The 14,283-nt window shown below is 71.5% G+C and carries 14 protein-coding genes; 3 read left to right on the forward strand and 11 right to left on the reverse strand.

The genetic code is table 11. The features are described from left to right. Nucleotides 1-5: 5 nt before the first annotated feature. The 6 genes from ACIPWY_RS15590 to ACIPWY_RS15615 all read right to left on the reverse strand — a co-directional run bounded on the left by ACIPWY_RS15590 (nucleotide 6) and on the right by ACIPWY_RS15615 (nucleotide 6,090). Nucleotides 6-977 (reverse strand): hypothetical protein, encoded by a 972-nt coding sequence (locus ACIPWY_RS15590; protein WP_362897556.1) that lies wholly within the window; start codon nucleotides 975-977, stop codon nucleotides 6-8. Continuing rightward, complete coding sequence (locus ACIPWY_RS15595) at nucleotides 974-2,101, reverse strand: protein phosphatase 2C domain-containing protein (protein ID WP_393705453.1); 1,128 nt, start codon at nucleotides 2,099-2,101, stop codon at nucleotides 974-976. Before ACIPWY_RS15595 ends, ACIPWY_RS15590 begins: the two co-directional genes overlap by 4 nt. 17 nt (nucleotides 2,102-2,118) lie before the next feature. Continuing rightward, entirely contained in the window at nucleotides 2,119-2,784 is a 666-nt protein-coding gene (locus tag ACIPWY_RS15600; RefSeq protein ID WP_362897559.1) for a VWA domain-containing protein, read from the reverse strand. A gap of 27 nt (nucleotides 2,785-2,811) precedes the next feature. Beyond that, nucleotides 2,812-3,303, reverse strand: a complete 492-nt coding sequence (locus ACIPWY_RS15605; RefSeq protein WP_362897561.1) for a hypothetical protein — start codon at nucleotides 3,301-3,303, stop codon at nucleotides 2,812-2,814. Then, entirely contained in the window at nucleotides 3,300-4,685 is a 1,386-nt protein-coding gene (locus ACIPWY_RS15610; RefSeq protein ID WP_393705452.1) for a hypothetical protein, read from the reverse strand. Before ACIPWY_RS15610 ends, ACIPWY_RS15605 begins: the two co-directional genes overlap by 4 nt. Before the next feature lie 247 nt (nucleotides 4,686-4,932). Beyond that, a complete protein-coding gene (locus ACIPWY_RS15615; protein ID WP_362897565.1) occupies nucleotides 4,933-6,090 on the reverse strand; it encodes an acyl-CoA dehydrogenase in 1,158 nt (385 codons plus the stop codon). A gap of 173 nt (nucleotides 6,091-6,263) precedes the next feature. On the opposite strand from ACIPWY_RS15615, the gene ACIPWY_RS15620 reads away from it, so the two are divergent. Together ACIPWY_RS15620 and ACIPWY_RS15625 are read left to right on the forward strand one after the other, a co-directional pair. Next, a complete protein-coding gene (locus ACIPWY_RS15620) occupies nucleotides 6,264-7,607 on the forward strand; it encodes a UDP-glucose/GDP-mannose dehydrogenase family protein (RefSeq protein WP_362897567.1) in 1,344 nt (447 codons plus the stop codon). A 38-nt stretch (nucleotides 7,608-7,645) separates the two neighbouring features. Further along, a complete protein-coding gene (locus ACIPWY_RS15625; protein WP_362897569.1) occupies nucleotides 7,646-8,008 on the forward strand; it encodes a VOC family protein in 363 nt (120 codons plus the stop codon). 24 nt (nucleotides 8,009-8,032) lie between these two features. Here the strand turns inward: ACIPWY_RS15625 and ACIPWY_RS15630 are convergent, their stop codons facing one another. The 4 genes from ACIPWY_RS15630 to ACIPWY_RS15645 all read right to left on the reverse strand — a co-directional run bounded on the left by ACIPWY_RS15630 (nucleotide 8,033) and on the right by ACIPWY_RS15645 (nucleotide 12,300). Then, on the reverse strand, nucleotides 8,033-9,184 hold the full coding sequence (locus ACIPWY_RS15630; protein WP_393705451.1) for a dipeptidase: 1,152 nt from the start codon (nucleotides 9,182-9,184) through the stop codon (nucleotides 8,033-8,035). Nucleotides 9,185-9,407: 223 nt separating this feature from the next. Continuing rightward, nucleotides 9,408-10,595: a dipeptidase gene (locus tag ACIPWY_RS15635; protein ID WP_362897573.1), complete on the reverse strand. Its 1,188-nt coding sequence runs from the start codon at nucleotides 10,593-10,595 to the stop codon at nucleotides 9,408-9,410. Nucleotides 10,596-10,600: 5 nt separating this feature from the next. After that, nucleotides 10,601-11,128, reverse strand: coding sequence for a 5-(carboxyamino)imidazole ribonucleotide mutase (gene purE / locus ACIPWY_RS15640; protein WP_362897574.1), 528 nt, complete (start codon nucleotides 11,126-11,128; stop codon nucleotides 10,601-10,603). Beyond that, nucleotides 11,125-12,300 (reverse strand): 5-(carboxyamino)imidazole ribonucleotide synthase, encoded by a 1,176-nt coding sequence (locus tag ACIPWY_RS15645; RefSeq protein WP_389548032.1) that lies wholly within the window; start codon nucleotides 12,298-12,300, stop codon nucleotides 11,125-11,127. The genes purE and ACIPWY_RS15645 overlap by 4 nt, the downstream gene beginning before the upstream one ends. 120 nt (nucleotides 12,301-12,420) lie before the next feature. Here ACIPWY_RS15645 and ACIPWY_RS15650 point away from each other — a divergent pair, with 120 nt between their 5' ends. Then, nucleotides 12,421-12,966, forward strand: a complete 546-nt coding sequence (locus ACIPWY_RS15650; RefSeq protein ID WP_393705450.1) for a GtrA family protein — start codon at nucleotides 12,421-12,423, stop codon at nucleotides 12,964-12,966. 30 nt (nucleotides 12,967-12,996) lie between these two features. On the opposite strand, the gene ACIPWY_RS15655 is transcribed toward ACIPWY_RS15650, so the two are convergent. Beyond that, nucleotides 12,997-14,271, reverse strand: a complete 1,275-nt coding sequence (locus ACIPWY_RS15655; protein ID WP_362897578.1) for an ATP-binding protein — start codon at nucleotides 14,269-14,271, stop codon at nucleotides 12,997-12,999. Nucleotides 14,272-14,283 lie beyond the last annotated feature (12 nt).

Here is a 14,283-nt window from a genome sequence, read left to right on the forward strand (position 1 = left end):
CTCCTTCAGGCCGGCTGCCCCGGCTCCCCCCTGCCGCCCAGCTGTATCGTGCCGCGCCGGCGGCCGCTGTCGAACTTCGAGCGGTCGACCGCGGGGCGGGGCACCGGAGCGGCTGCGAGCAGCTTGATCGTCTCGCGCCCGGCGAGCGCGGTCTGCCACTGCCCGAGATCGGGCCGGCTTCCGTAAGGACCGGCCGCGCGGGCCCAGAGAGTGCGTACCGCCGCCTCGCGCCGGTCGTCGAGGACACCGGACAGCGGCGCCATCGGCTGGCCCGGATGCGCGTACGGGTCCCGCATCAGCACCCGCCCCAGCATCAGTGACGCCTTGTACCGGTCGCTGTCGACGGTGGCCGTACCGGCCGGGGCGAGCGGGTCGTGCCAGTCAGGGGTGTCCGCCTGGTCGAGCACGGCCGGCCGGCCGGCGAGCCGGATGCCGTCGCAGTCGAGCAGGAAGACAGCGGGCTCGGGCGTGAGCGTCCACAGCACATTGGCCTGCGACAGGTCGCCGACCACGAGCCCCGCCGCGTGCAGCCGCCCGAACAGCCCGGCCAGCGCGACGGCGATCCCGAGCCGGGCCGCAGGCTCCGGCTGCGGCACGGCCTGCCAGGCCGCCTTGGGCTCACGGAGCAGATAGGACAGCTCGATGAGCTTCGTATTTCCTTTGGGGGTACGCCAGTTGGTGGCCGCCGGCGCCCTGCGCATCAGGAAGCCGGTGACCGTCCCGCCGTCCAGGACCCGGCACAGTGGCCACGCGGTCTCCGCGTCGAGGCGGTCCCTGTCGGCGGCGGCGAGCGCCTGACGGTACGCCACCAGCGCCGCCAGGGACGACCCGTCGACCTTGTGCGGCTCACGGTAGTTCTTGTACAGCAGGTCGCCGGGGCCGCCGACCGAGTGCACCTCGCCCTGTCCGCCGTCCCCTATCTTGCCGAGCAACTTGAGCCCGCCGTACGGGAGATCGGCGCCGTTGTGAAACGTCACTGCGCCTCCTCGTGCTCCCACAGGACGACGGCGGTGCGATCGTCGTCGTACGACTTGACCCGGTACTGGAACTGCCAGAGGAAGTCGGCCGGAGCCGGGACCTCGGCTCCGGTCCACGCCTCCTTCAGGAAGTCCCGCATGCCGGCGTCGCCCGCCAGCGGGGACGACAGGCCGTCCGTGCTCAGGACGATGACGTCGCCGGGCTGAGCGGGGTGGATCAGGCGGGTCACGGCGGTGCGGGCGCGGGGCAGCGCCGCCGTGCGCGTGTCGATGACGTCGCCGTCCTTCCCGCCGTCCGCGTCCCCCATGAAGTCCAGGTGCCAGAAGCCACGGCGCAGCAGGGCCGCGCCTCCGTCCCCGACCGCCAGGAAGCCGCGGGTGCGTATGCGCGGGTCCAGGGGGACCAGCAGGATCCGCAGCGTGGTGGCCAAGGCATCGGGACGCTCGTCGTGCTGCAACGCGAGGTCGCCCAGCAAATTGCCGATCTGGCGCACCACGTTGTCGGCCGCGCGCTGGAACCCCTCGGCGTCGGCGGTGCGGATCGCCTCGTGCAGGGAGGTGGAGCGGTCGAGGTAGCGGGCGGCCAGCCGGCAGGCCTCGTTCGACCCGACGTGGGAGCGCGGGGCGGAGCCCACTCCGTCGGCGACCGCGAGCATCAGCAGCTCACCGCCCTGCTCGTCGCCTCCGATGCGGGTCACGCAGAGCGCGTCCTGCCGCGGCTCCCCGGCATAGCGGTGGGAGTCCCCGCGCACGGACGCGGCGCGGACGGTCACTCCCGGGTACGCCGCACCGTCGAGGACGATGTCCGGCAGCACGGCCGCCGCCAAGTCCCCTGCCACGGCGGGCAGTCCCTGCGGGACCGGCGGATAGCTCGGCGCCTTCGGACCGCTGTGCGCGGGCGCGCCGAGGGCGGCGACAGCGGGAAGATCCGGACCGTCGACGTCCTGCACCCGAACCGGTGCCTCGTAGCCGTCCCGCACCGGCGCCCGCTCCTCGTAGGCGTCCCGCACCGGCGCCGGCAGCTCGTAGTCGTCCCGCACCGCCGGGGCGCCGTCCGACACCACGAAGCCGTGCGGGTCGGTCGCCGCCCAGCGCGGCCGCCCCGCTTCCTCGCTCTCGTTCATCCGCGTACGCCCTTCACTCACAGCTTGTCGAGGGAGACGGTGGAGAAGCCCGGGACGGTCTCGTCCACGGCCAGGGTGAAACCGGATCCGCCGTCGGCCGGGATGCTGCTCGCCGACCGGACGATGGAGCGGGTCAGGCTGGACGCGAACTCCCGCAGGGCCTTCGCCGGTGACACGGTCGAGTCCTGCTGCATGAACGCCCGGAAGTTCGCCACCTGGCCGATCGTCGCGGGCTCCGCGTCACCGATCCCGAACGCGATGATCTTCGGGGCGTACTTCGAGCCCAGCAGGTCCTTGTGGTCCTGCTCCCAGCCGTCGTCGGTGGGAATGCCGTCGGACAGGAAGAACGCGACCGGCCGGTACACCTCGTGCCCCTGCGCCTTCAGCGACGCGACGTCCGCCTCGACGCAGCGCAGCAGCTCGCGGAAGGCCGCGCCGTACGACGTCAGTCCGCCCGCGGCGAGCGCCGGGACCTCCTCGATGTCGCTCAGGTCGACCAGGGGCTGGAGCACCTTCGCCTCGTCGGAGAAACCGATCAGGCAGAACCGGGTCTTGTCGGCGACCGTCGGATTGGTGCTGATCTCGTGGTGAAGCTCGGGCAATGCGCTGTTGATCGCCTCGATCGGGTCTCCCGTCATCGAGCCCGACTCGTCGCACAGCAGGTAGAACGGCAGAATCTGCATGGCCTCGTGCCTCCGGAAAGCCTGTCGTCAGTTCGCGTAGGTGTAGAAGTAGATCTCGATGTCGGCATGGCCCCCGGAGGCCGCGCCCTTCCAGAAGTCGCGGGTGGTCGCGTTCCTGAACATGTCCGGACGGGCCTTCTCCAGCAGCGAGTTGACCTCGTGGGCGTACGCGCCGCCGGCTCCCGGATCGCTGTTGCGGCCGAAGGTGAGGACGAACGCCGCCTGGCGTCCCCGGTACTTCGCCGTCACCTCACGCAGCCGCTTCTCGATACGGGCCCGGTCCCCCTGAGCGGCGTCGATGGACACCTTGACGGGCGTACGGGTCACCGCGCGCGGGCCCTTGTGCTCGGGGCTCTTCGACGGTGTGGGCCTGCCGCTCGCGGACGCCGAGGGCGTCGGCCGGGCCTCGGCGGCCTGGGGGTCGCCCTGGTCGCCCATCGCGACGAGCGCGAGGACCAGCAGCATGTCGGCGAAGAGCCAGCCCGCCAGATGCAGCGGGTTGAACCTGCGCGCCCTCATCCCGCGGAGCCCGTCCGGCCCGGCACGGCATCGTCGACGGAGTAACCCCCGGCCTCACTCGCGTCGCCGGGCTTGCCCAGATCCACACCGCGCGCGGACCACGGTGGTACGGGCGGCGCCGGCGGTGCGCCCTCCGGCGGCCTGGGAACGGGCAGCCCGACTCCCCCGGAGTTCTGCACCAGTTCCACGAGCCGGGCGAACTTCTCGGCCGTCTCGCGCAGCGCACCGGCCTGCTGGGCCATCGCCCGCACCACGGTCTGGGTCTCCTGCGCGGCGCTCTGCGAGTCCCGCACGGCGTCCTGCGTCTCCTCCGCCGCCTTCCGGGACTCCCGTACGGCTTCCTCGGCGGCGGCGAACAGGCGCGCGGACTCCTCCGCGGCGGCGTCGAGGCGCCCCAGAACCTGCGCCGACACATCCGCCGCGACCTCGATGCCGGTGGTGAACGACCGCTGCGAGGCGGCCAGGACCGTCACCGAGTCCTCGACCCGCTCCCCGGCCCTGCCCAGGCTGTCGCGGACCTCGCCGTTCACGGACCGGACGTCCTCAAGCGCCTCGCGCACCATCGCACCGCTGCCGCTGACGGCCGTCTCGATCCGTCCGGCAGCTTCCTCCAGCGGCCGTACGGAGGTGCCGACCGCTCCCAGCTGGCGCTCCGCCTCCTTCAGCGCGGCGCCGACGGTCTCGGCGGCGGCGGCGAGTTCGGAGTTGGTCTTCGCGGCCCGGTTGCCGAGCCGGGTCAGCGTCTTGGCGGCGCCCGTCAGTTCGGCGGCGAACCTGACCGGGGACGACATCCGGTGTTCGTTCAGGACGAGTTGGGCACGGCTGAGCGCCGGCACCAGACGCGCCATCAGCTGCTCGGCGGCACGGCGCGCGTCCTCCTCGCGACGGTCGACCGCGGCCTTGCGGAAGCTGTGCACGAGCGCCAGCGCGAACAGCACGGCGATCGCCACCGTCGCGCTCGTCGCGACCGTGCCGAAGGTGTAGAGCCCGGCGAGGTGTCCCTCGAACCCGGACTGCCACAGCTGGAGGAAGGGCCGCGCCGCCGCCTTCGGGTTGTCGCCCGTCAGCGCCCCGTACGCGCTGGACGCCTGGGTCAGGCCGTGCCAGGTGAACAGCAGCGGCAGGAAGACCAGCGCGCCGAGCCCGGCCTCCAGCCAGCCCCACGCCTTGTGTTCGACGGCCGGGTCGACCGCCACGCTCTCCGGCCGCCCGTACGCGGCGAGCAGGTCCAGGTCTGCCCAGACGCCGAGGCCGTCGGTGTCGGCGGCGCGCAACGCCCCGGCCAGCGCCTGGAGTTCCTCGGCTCTCGGCGCGAGGCCACGCTCATCGGCCAGGTCACCGATCCGCTGCCCGACCACGTGCCGGTCCGTCAGGCCCCCCATGACCATCACCCAACTCCCTCGTAACCACCGGGAGTGCGCGTCACGAGCCGGCCCGCAGGTACGGCGGCCCCCCGGCCCCACGCGGCCCGCGCCCCGCAGGGCGCGACCACAGGCGCACAGCGTACGACACACGTCACGGACCGCGTACGGTCCTTGCTGCATTGGGAGTTGACGGTTCCGACCACTGCGGCCGGACGCGGAACAGCCCCCGGCGTGGCGCGCCGGGGGCTGCTTCAAATCGTCCGGACTACGGCAGGTTCCTCGCCATGACGATGCGCTGGACCTGGTTCGTGCCCTCGTAGATCTGCGTGATCTTGGCGTCGCGCATCATGCGCTCGACCGGGTAGTCACGGGTGTAGCCGTAGCCGCCGAGGAGCTGGACGGCGTCCGTGGTGACCTCCATGGCGACGTCCGAGGCGAAGCACTTGGCCGCGGCGCCCTGGAAGGTGAGGTCGGCGTCGAGGCGCTCGGAGGCGGCCGCGGCCTGGTAGGTGAGGGCGCGGGCGGCGGCGATCTTCATCGCCATGTCGGCCAGCATGAACTGGATGCCCTGGAAGTCGGCGATCGGCTTGCCGAACTGCTTGCGCTCCTTGACGTAGCCCTTGGCGTAGTCGAGGGCGCCCTGGGCGATGCCGAGTGCCTGGGCCGCGATGGTGATGCGGGTGTGGTCCAGGGTCTTCATCGCGGTGGCGAAGCCGGTGCCCTCCTCGCCGATCATGCGGTCCAGCGGAATACGGACGTTGTCGAGGTAGACCTCGCGCGTCGGGGAGCCCTTGATGCCGAGCTTGCGCTCCGGGGCGCCGAAGGAGACGCCCTCGTCGGACTTCTCGACGACGAAGGCGGAGATGCCCTTCGAGCGCTTGGTCGGGTCGGTGACGGCCATCACCGTGTAGAACTCGGAGACGCCGGCGTTGGTGATCCAGCGCTTCACGCCGTTGAGGACCCAGGAGTCGCCGTCGCGGACCGCGCGCGTCTTCATGCCCGCCGCGTCCGAGCCCGCGTCCGGCTCGGAGAGGCAATACGAGAACATGCCCTCGCCCTTGGCGAGCGGCGTCATGTACTTCTTCTTCAGCTCCTCGGAGCCGGAGAGGATGACGGGCAGCGAGCCCAGCTTGTTCACGGCCGGGATGAGGGAGGAGCTGGCGCAGACGCGGGCCACTTCCTCGATCACGATGACGGTCGCGAGGGCGTCGGCTCCGGCGCCGCCGTAGGACTCCGGTACGTGCACCGCCTGGAGGTCGTTCGCGACGAGGGCGTCGAGGGCCTCCTGCGGGAAACGCGCCTCCTCGTCCACCGCTGCGGCGAACGGCGCGATCTTGGCCTCGCACAGGGCCCGCACGGACTCGCGGAGCATGTCGTGCTCTTCGGCCGGACGGTACAGGTCGAATTCGGGCGATCCTGCCAAGGTGTCTCACGCTCCAAGGACGCTAATTACCGTTAAGTAACCCAAATTTTATGCTCCCGCCCACCCGAGGGATACGTGAGCTACGCGACAGGGGAAACCTGCCCTGTGAGGGGCCGCATCACGCCCGACTATGCTCGGGCACCGCACTGCAGCCGTACACCTCTGGAGCTCCCATGGCCTTGAAGATCACCGTGATCGGCACCGGCTACCTCGGCGCCACGCACGCCGCCGCCATGGCCGAACTCGGCTTCGAGGTCCTCGGGCTCGATGTCGTGCCCGAGAAGATCGAGATGCTCACGCGGGGCGAGGTCCCCATGTACGAGCCCGGTCTGGAGGAGCTGCTGCGCAAGCACGTCGCCGGGATCGAGGGATCCACCGGGCGGCTGCGCTTCACCATGGACTGGGCCGAGGTCGCCGAGTTCGGTGACGTCCACTTCGTGTGCGTGAACACCCCGCAGAAGCACGGCGAGTACGCCTGCGACATGAGTTACGTCGACGCCGCGGTGGAATCGCTGGCCGAGCACCTGACCAGGCCGGCGCTCGTCGTCGGCAAGTCGACCGTGCCCGTCGGCAGCGCCGAGCGGCTCGCGGCCCGCATCCTGGAGCTCGCGCCCGCAGGCGGCGAGGTCGAGCTGGCCTGGAACCCGGAGTTCCTGCGCGAGGGCTTCGCCGTCCAGGACACGCTGCACCCGGACCGGATCGTGGTCGGCGTGCGCAGCGACCGCGCCGAGAAGACGCTGCGCGAGGTGTACGCGACGCCGGTCGGGCAGGGCTCGCCGTTCGTGGTGACCGACTTCCCGACGGCCGAGCTGGTCAAGACGGCCGCCAACTCGTTCCTCGCGACGAAGATCTCCTTCATCAACGCCATGGCCGAGGTGTGCGAGGCCGCGGGCGGCGACGTCAAGAAGCTCGCGGAGGCGATCGGCTACGACGAGCGGATCGGCGCCAAGTTCCTGCGGGCCGGGATCGGCTTCGGCGGCGGCTGCCTGCCCAAGGACATCCGGGCGTTCATGGCGCGCGCCGGTGAGCTGGGCGCGGACCAGGCGCTGACGTTCCTGCGCGAGATCGACTCCATCAACATGCGGCGCCGCGGCCAGATGGTCGAGATGACCCGCGAGGCGCTCGGCGGCGGATCGTTCCTGGGCAAGCGGGTCGCGGTGCTCGGCGCCACGTTCAAGCCGGACTCCGACGACGTACGCGACTCCCCGGCGCTCAACGTCGCGGGCCAGATCCACCTCCAGGGCGGCCAGGTCACGGTCTACGACCCGAAGGGCATGGACAACGCCCGGCGTCTGTTCCCCACGCTCGGCTACGCGGAGTCCGCCGAGGCGGCCGTGCGGGGCGCGGACGTGGTGCTGCACCTGACGGAGTGGCGCGAGTTCCGCGAGCTGGACCCGGCGGCGCTCGGCGCGCTGGCCGGCACGCCGCTGATCCTCGACGGGCGCAACGCGCTCGACCCGGTGCTGTGGCGCGAGGCGGGCTGGACGTACCGGGCGATGGGCCGCCCGGCTGCCTGAACCCCCATAGCCGCCTGAACCCCTGTAGAGGAGATGTCATGGCTCTCGCCACGCTGGGTGTCGTCGTCCTGGACTGTCCCGAACCGCGCGCGCTCGCCGATTTCTACGCGGCGGTGCTCGGCGGGACCGTCACGAGCGACGACGGCACGTGGGTCGACCTGGAGGTGCCGGGCAGCCGGCCGCTCGCGTTCCAGGCGGCACCCGACTTCGTAGCGCCGGCCTGGCCCGCGCCCGACCGGCCGCAGCAGTTCCACCTGGACCTCACGGTCGAGGACCTCGACACGGCGGAGAAGGGCGTACTGGCCCTGGGCGCGAGGGTCCTCGACGCGGAGGACCGCTCGCGCACCTGGCGGGTCTACGCGGACCCGGCAGGGCACCCGTTCTGCCTGTGCGCCTGCTGAGTCCGCTTCCCTGCGCCCCCTCCGTCAGGTGTCGAGGCCTTCGATCCTCGCCGTCGACGGCGGGCGGCGCAGCGCGGCGGCCCGCGCCGCGAACTCCGTCTCGCGCAGCACGCGTTGGACGTTGCCCCACGTGAGCTGCGCCAGATCCGAGTCCGGCCAGCCCCGCGCGATCAGTTCCGCGATGAGGTGCGGATAGCGCGAGACGTCGGCGAGGCCTTCCGGGTGCACGGCTCCGGTGTCGTACGCGCCGGAGAGGCCGACGGACTGCGGGCCCGCCACCCGCCGCACATGGTCCAGATGGTCGGCGACATCGCCGAGTTCGGCTCCTGTGCGCTCCGCGGAGCACGGCACGAGGCACACGCCCCTGGCGGCGCCCAGTTCGGCGAGCAGGTCGTCGGGGACGTTGTCCGGGTGGCTGTTGAGGGCGTGGGCCCCGGAGTGGGTGAAGATCACCGGGGCCTTGGCGACGGCGAGGACCCGGCGGACCGTGCGCTCGGAGGCGCCGGTGAGGTCGGCGAGGACGCCGAGCCGGTTCATCTCGCGCACCACCTCCTCGCCGAACCGGGTCAGCCCCGCCTCCGTGGCCCAGGAGGTGCCGCTGAGCGCGAGCACGCGCAGGTCCAGCTTGTGCAGGGCGCGCAGCGTGGCGAGGGAGTCCCCGATGGCCGCGGCCGGGGCGGGTCCCATGAGGACGCCGATGCGGCCGTAGTCGCGGGCGTCGCACAGCTCGGAGGCGGAGCGGGCCGGGCGCAGGCCCTCGGGGTACTCGGCCACGACGTGCTTGGCGAGGTCGAGCTGTTCGAGGACCGCGGTGACGGGGTGTTCGGCGTGCGCCGTGCCGGGCAGCAGGCGCAGCGTCCACAGGAGGGAGCCGACGCCTCCGTCACGCAGCCGGGGGAGGTCGGTGTCGACGGAGCTCTCGCCCAGTTCGAGGTCGTACCAGGGCAGCGTGCGCAGCGTTGCGGGCAGACCGCAGTAGCCGTCGGCGACGGGGTGGTTCGCGAGGAGGGCACGGGCGCGGTCGAGCGGGTCGTCCGCGGGGGGCTGGGGAGCCTCCTGGATCGGTGGGGCGAGCTCGTCGGTCGGTGAGGTGAGCTCGTCGGTCGTCGGTGAGCTGAGCTCGTCGAGCTCACCTATCTCGGTGGCGGCGGTCAGTTCGGACTGCAGGTCTGCCATGGCAAAGCTCCGGGCATCGACGGTGTCGGCAGTAAAGATCACCGTCACACGGCATGGCCCGCACCCACCTGGTGGGCGGCGCGTTCGGGCGACACCGGGCGGCCCAAACCTCCGGAGCCGAAGAACTCCGGAGGTTCTTGCACAGGACTGCGGGCAGTCGAGCACGGCCGGCCGCTCAGCCGTCGAGCCAGGGCCCTCGAGCCCGGCCCCTGAGTCAGGCCGTTCAGCCGTCGAGCTGCTCCAGCGTCGCGTTCGACGGGCCGCGGCGGGACTGCTCGTCCCGGGCCACGTCCTCCGCCGCGCCGAGGACCCGTACCGCGTTCTGCCAGGTCAGCTTGGCGAGGTCGGGGGCCGACCAGCCGCGGTCGACGAGTTCCGCGATCAGGTTCGGGTAGCCCGAGACGTCGCCGAGGCCGTCCGGCAGGAACGCCGTGCCGTCGTAGTCGCCGCCGATGCCGATGTGGTCGACGCCGGCGACCTCACGCATGTGGTCGAGATGGTCGGCGACCGTGGAGACGGTCGCGACCGGGCGCGGGTGCGCCTCCTCGAACACGCGGTGGAGCTTCATCGCCTCCGGCGACGTGTCCAGGTGGTGGAAGCCGTGCGCGCGCAGATTGTCGTCCGCGGCGGCCGTCCAGTCGACGGCGGCCTGGAGGACGAACTTCGGCACGAACGTGGCCATCGCGACGCCGCCGTTCGCGGGCAGCCGCTCCAGGACGTCGTCCGGGATGTTGCGCGGGTGGTCGCACACGGCGCGCGAGGACGAGTGGGAGAAGATCACCGGCGCGACCGAGGTATCGAGCGCGGCCCGCATCGTGGTCGCCGCCACGTGCGAGAGGTCGACAAGCATGCCGGCCCGGTTCATCTCCCGTACGACCTCGTGGCCGAAGGGCGAGAGTCCGCCGACGCCCGGCTCGTCCGTCGCCGAGTCCGCCCACGCGATGTTGTCGTTGTGCGTGAGCGTCATGTAGCGCACGCCCAGCGTGTGCAGCGCGCGCAGCGTGGCCAGCGAGTTGTCGATGGAGTGGCCGCCCTCGGCGCCCATGAGGGACGCGATACGGCCTTCGGCGCGGGCGGCCTCCATGTCGGTGGCCGTCAGCGCGCGGCGCAGGTCGGCGGGGTAGCGCTCGATCAGCTGCTGGACGCAGTCGATCTGCTCCAGCGTCGCGCTGACCGCGTCGTCACCGGCCATGTCCGAGCGCACGTACACGGACCAGAACTGCGCGCCGACCCCGCCGGCCCGCAGCCGGGCCAGGTCGGTGTGCAGGTGCGCGCTCTGGTCGACGGCGATGTCCCGCGCGTCGATGTCGTACGCGACCTGCTCGCGCAGCGCCCACGGCAGGTCGTTGTGGCCGTCGACGACGGGGAAGTCGGCGAGTATCGCGCGGGCCCGCTCCAGGGAGGTGGTCATCGCGGTCACTTCCCGAAGCCGAAGCCGGACGCGCCGTCGACCTTGGCCCGCAGCCGCTTGCCCTTCTCCGTGGCCTGGTCGTTCAGCTCCTGCTGGAACTCCCGCATGCGGCCGAGGAGTTCCTCGTCGTGGGTGGCGAGGATGCGGGCCGCGAGGAGGCCCGCGTTGCGCGCGCCGCCGACGGAGACGGTGGCGACGGGGACGCCCGCGGGCATCTGCACGATGGACAGCAGGCTGTCCATGCCGTCGAGGTACTTCAGCGGGACCGGGACGCCGATGACGGGCAGCGGGGTCACGGAGGCGAGCATGCCCGGCAGGTGGGCCGCTCCCCCGGCGCCCGCGATGATCGCCTTGAGGCCGCGGCCGTCCGCGTGCTCGCCGTACGCGATCATTTCGCGCGGCATGCGGTGCGCGGAGACGACATCCACCTCGTAGGGGATCTCGAACTCGTCGAGAGCCTGGGCGGCGGCCTCCATGACGGGCCAGTCGGAGTCGGAACCCATGACAATGCCAACGACAGGGGACGTGCTCATTCGGTGATCGTTCCTCTGAGGTAGCCGGCTGCGTGACGGGCGCGCTCCAGCACGTCGTCCAGATCGTCGCCGTAGGTGTTGACGTGGCCGACCTTGCGTCCGGGCTTCACGTCCTTGCCGTACATGTGGATCTTCAGCTTCGGGTCGCGGGCCATGCAGTGCAGGTACGCGGAGTACATGTCCGGGTAGTCGCCGCCGAGGACGTTGCACATGACCGTCCAGGGGGCGCGCGGGCGCGGGTCGCCGAGGGGGAGGTCGAGGACGGCGCGGACGTGGTTCGCGAACTGCGAGGTCACGGCCCCGTCCTGGGTCCAGTGGCCGGAGTTGTGCGGGCGCATCGCCAGTTCGTTGACCAGGATGCCGGGAGTCCCGTCGGGTCCACGGGTCTCGAAGAGCTCGACCGCGAGGTGCCCGACGACACCGAGCTCCTTCGCGATCCGCAGGGCCAGTTCCTCCGCACGCAGGGCGAGGCCCTCGTCGAGACCGGGGGCGGGCGCGATCACCGTGTCGCACACGCCGTCGACCTGCTGGGACTCGACGACGGGGTAGGCCACGGCCTGGCCGTGCGGGGAGCGGACGACATTGGCCGCGAGCTCCCGTACGAAGTCGACCTTCTCCTCCGCGAGGACGGGGACGCCGGCCTTGAAGGGCTCGGCAGCGTCCTCCAGGGACCGTACGAACCACACCCCCTTCCCGTCGTAGCCACCGCGCACCGTCTTGAGGATCACGGGGAAACCGTCACTGGCGGAATCGCCGTCAGCGGCGCCCTCCGCCGCGAAGGCCGCCACGTCGGCGGGATCCTTCACGAGGCGGTGGCGCGGGCAGGGAACGCCGATCTGTATGAGCTTCGCGCGCATCACACCCTTGTCCTGGGCGTGCACCAGCGCCTCGGGTCCTGGGCGCACGGGGATACCGTCCGCCTCCAGGGCCCGCAGGTGCTCCGTGGGCACGTGCTCGTGATCGAAGGTGATCACGTCACAGCCCCGCGCGAAGTCACGCAGCGTGTCCAGGTCGCGGTAGTCGCCGATGACGACATCGCTGACCACCTGAGCCGCGGAATCCTGAGGAGTGTCACTGAGGAGCTTGAACTTGATGCCGAGCGGGATGCCCGCCTCGTGTGTCATACGAGCGAGCTGCCCCCCGCCGACCATGCCGACTACCGGGAACGTCACACCCCCAGGGTATCGGCCGCCCCGCGATGCCTGGTTTAGGCGTCCCCAGGCGCCCGACCTGCCGTCTGGTTAGCATGACCGAGTCGATATATCGGAACTACGGGGGCTGGGGCGAGCACGATGAACGGACCTGCCGCATGGCGTGCGCGACTCGACCAGCTGGGCCGCGAGGTCGCCAAGTTCGGCGCCGTGGGCGCGCTCGGAACCCTCGTGAACTTCGGCGTCTCCAACTTTCTGTGGCACACCACGAACCTTCAGGCCGTGCGGGCGAACATCGTCGCCACGGTCATCGCCATCGCGTTCAACTACGTGGGGTTCCGCTACTTCACCTACCGTGACCGCGACAAGAGCGGCCGGACGCGGGAGCTGACGCTGTTCCTGGCGTTCAGCGCGGTCGGCCTGGTGATCGAGAACGGCGTCCTGTACATGGCGATCTACGGCTTCGGCTGGGACAGCTCGCTGCAGCGCAACGTCTTCAAGGTCGTCGGCATCGGTATCGCGACCCTGTTCCGGTTCTGGTCGTACCGCACGTGGGTCTTCAAGACGCTGCCCGGCCGCAAGACCGCCGCCGGCGCTGAATCGTTCCTGGGGGAGTCCCAGGACGGGCGGGACGGGCGGGACGGGCGCGAGGACCGCCGCTCCGACGTACAGCGCACCCACCGCTGACCGAGCCGGGGCCGCTCACCGGCCGGTCCGCTAGCGGACCGTCTCCGTCTCCTCACCGGGCGACGCCTTCTTCAGCGGCGTACGCGACAGGAACAGGCCGAACACCGGCGGGTTCGTCTGGAGCATCTCCAGGCGGCCGCCGTCCGCCTCGGCCAGGTCGCGGGCGACCGCGAGGCCGATACCCGTCGAGTTGCGGCCGCTGATGGTCCGCTCGAAGATCCGCGCACCCAGGTCGGCCGGCACCCCGGGCCCCTCGTCCGTGACCTCGACGACGGCCTGGTTGCCGGTGACACGGGTGCGCAGCGCGACCGTGCCGCCGCCGTGCATGAGGGAGTTCTCGATCAGCGCGGCGAGCACCTGGGCGACGGCGCCCGGCGTGCCCACGGCCTTCAGATGCCGCTTGCCCGAGGAGACGATGGCGCGGCCCGCGCTGCGGTAGGCGGGGCGCCACTCCTCCAGCTGCTGCTTGATGACCTCGTCGAGGTCGAAGGAGACCGCGGACCCCGTACGCGGGTCGCGCGAGTTGGTGAGCAGCCGCTCCACGACGTCCGTGAGCCGCTCGACCTGCGCGAGCGCGATCGTCGCCTCCTCCTTCACCGTGTTCAGGTCATCGGTGACGGTGATCTCCTCCAGGCGCATGGAGAGCGCCGTGAGGGGCGTACGGAGCTGGTGCGAGGCGTCGGCCGCCAGGCGCCGCTCGGCGGTCAGCATGCGGGCGATCCGCTCCGCGCTGGAGTCGAGGACGTCGGCGACCCGGTCCAGCTCGGCCACCCCGTAGCGGCGGTGACGCGGACGGGGGTCGCCCGAGCCGAGGCGCTCCGCGGTGGAGGCGAGGTCGGTCAGCGGGGACGTGAGCCGGTTGGCCTGGCGTACGGCGAGCAGGACCGCGGCGACGACGGCGAGCAGCGCCACTCCGGCGATGATCAGCAGGGTGCGGCCGACCTCGCGGGTGACGGAGGAGCGGGGCTCCTCGACGGTGACCGTCTCGCCCTTCTCGCCCTTGGCGGTGGCCTGGATGACGTCCCCTGCGGGGCGCTTCCCGATCTGGATGGGGGCGCGCCCCGGCAGCTCGATCCTGGCGTACCGGTCGGGGCCGACCTGGTTCTCCAGGATCGCGCCGCTGACCTGTTCGTCACCGAGGAGCCGGCTGTCGACGATGCTGACGAGCCGGACCGCCTCGGAGTCCACCCGCTCCTGGGCGCTGTTGGTGATCGTGCGGGTCTCGACGATGACGAGCGAGACCCCGAAGACAGCGATCACGACGAGCACGACGGCGAGCGTGGAGTTGATCAGACGGCGGCGCATAGCTGTACCAGT

It is taken from the genome of Streptomyces sp. NPDC090032, assembly GCF_044748025.1.
In the GTDB taxonomy this organism is placed as follows: domain Bacteria; phylum Actinomycetota; class Actinomycetes; order Streptomycetales; family Streptomycetaceae; genus Streptomyces.

Coding starts and splice junctions, on each gene's coding strand:
- ACIPWY_RS15650 (WP_393705450.1), top strand. CDS start 12,421: ATGAACGGACCTGCCGCATGGCGTGCGCGACTCGACCAGCTGGGCCGC.
- purE (WP_362897574.1), bottom strand. CDS start 11,128: ATGAGCACGTCCCCTGTCGTTGGCATTGTCATGGGTTCCGACTCCGAC.
- ACIPWY_RS15610 (WP_393705452.1), bottom strand. CDS start 4,685: ATGGGGGGCCTGACGGACCGGCACGTGGTCGGGCAGCGGATCGGTGAC.
- ACIPWY_RS15600 (WP_362897559.1), bottom strand. CDS start 2,784: ATGCAGATTCTGCCGTTCTACCTGCTGTGCGACGAGTCGGGCTCGATG.
- ACIPWY_RS15655 (WP_362897578.1), bottom strand. CDS start 14,271: ATGCGCCGCCGTCTGATCAACTCCACGCTCGCCGTCGTGCTCGTCGTG.
- ACIPWY_RS15595 (WP_393705453.1), bottom strand. CDS start 2,101: ATGAACGAGAGCGAGGAAGCGGGGCGGCCGCGCTGGGCGGCGACCGAC.
- ACIPWY_RS15635 (WP_362897573.1), bottom strand. CDS start 10,595: ATGACCACCTCCCTGGAGCGGGCCCGCGCGATACTCGCCGACTTCCCC.
- ACIPWY_RS15620 (WP_362897567.1), top strand. CDS start 6,264: ATGGCCTTGAAGATCACCGTGATCGGCACCGGCTACCTCGGCGCCACG.
- ACIPWY_RS15625 (WP_362897569.1), top strand. CDS start 7,646: ATGGCTCTCGCCACGCTGGGTGTCGTCGTCCTGGACTGTCCCGAACCG.
- ACIPWY_RS15605 (WP_362897561.1), bottom strand. CDS start 3,303: ATGAGGGCGCGCAGGTTCAACCCGCTGCATCTGGCGGGCTGGCTCTTC.
- ACIPWY_RS15630 (WP_393705451.1), bottom strand. CDS start 9,184: ATGGCAGACCTGCAGTCCGAACTGACCGCCGCCACCGAGATAGGTGAG.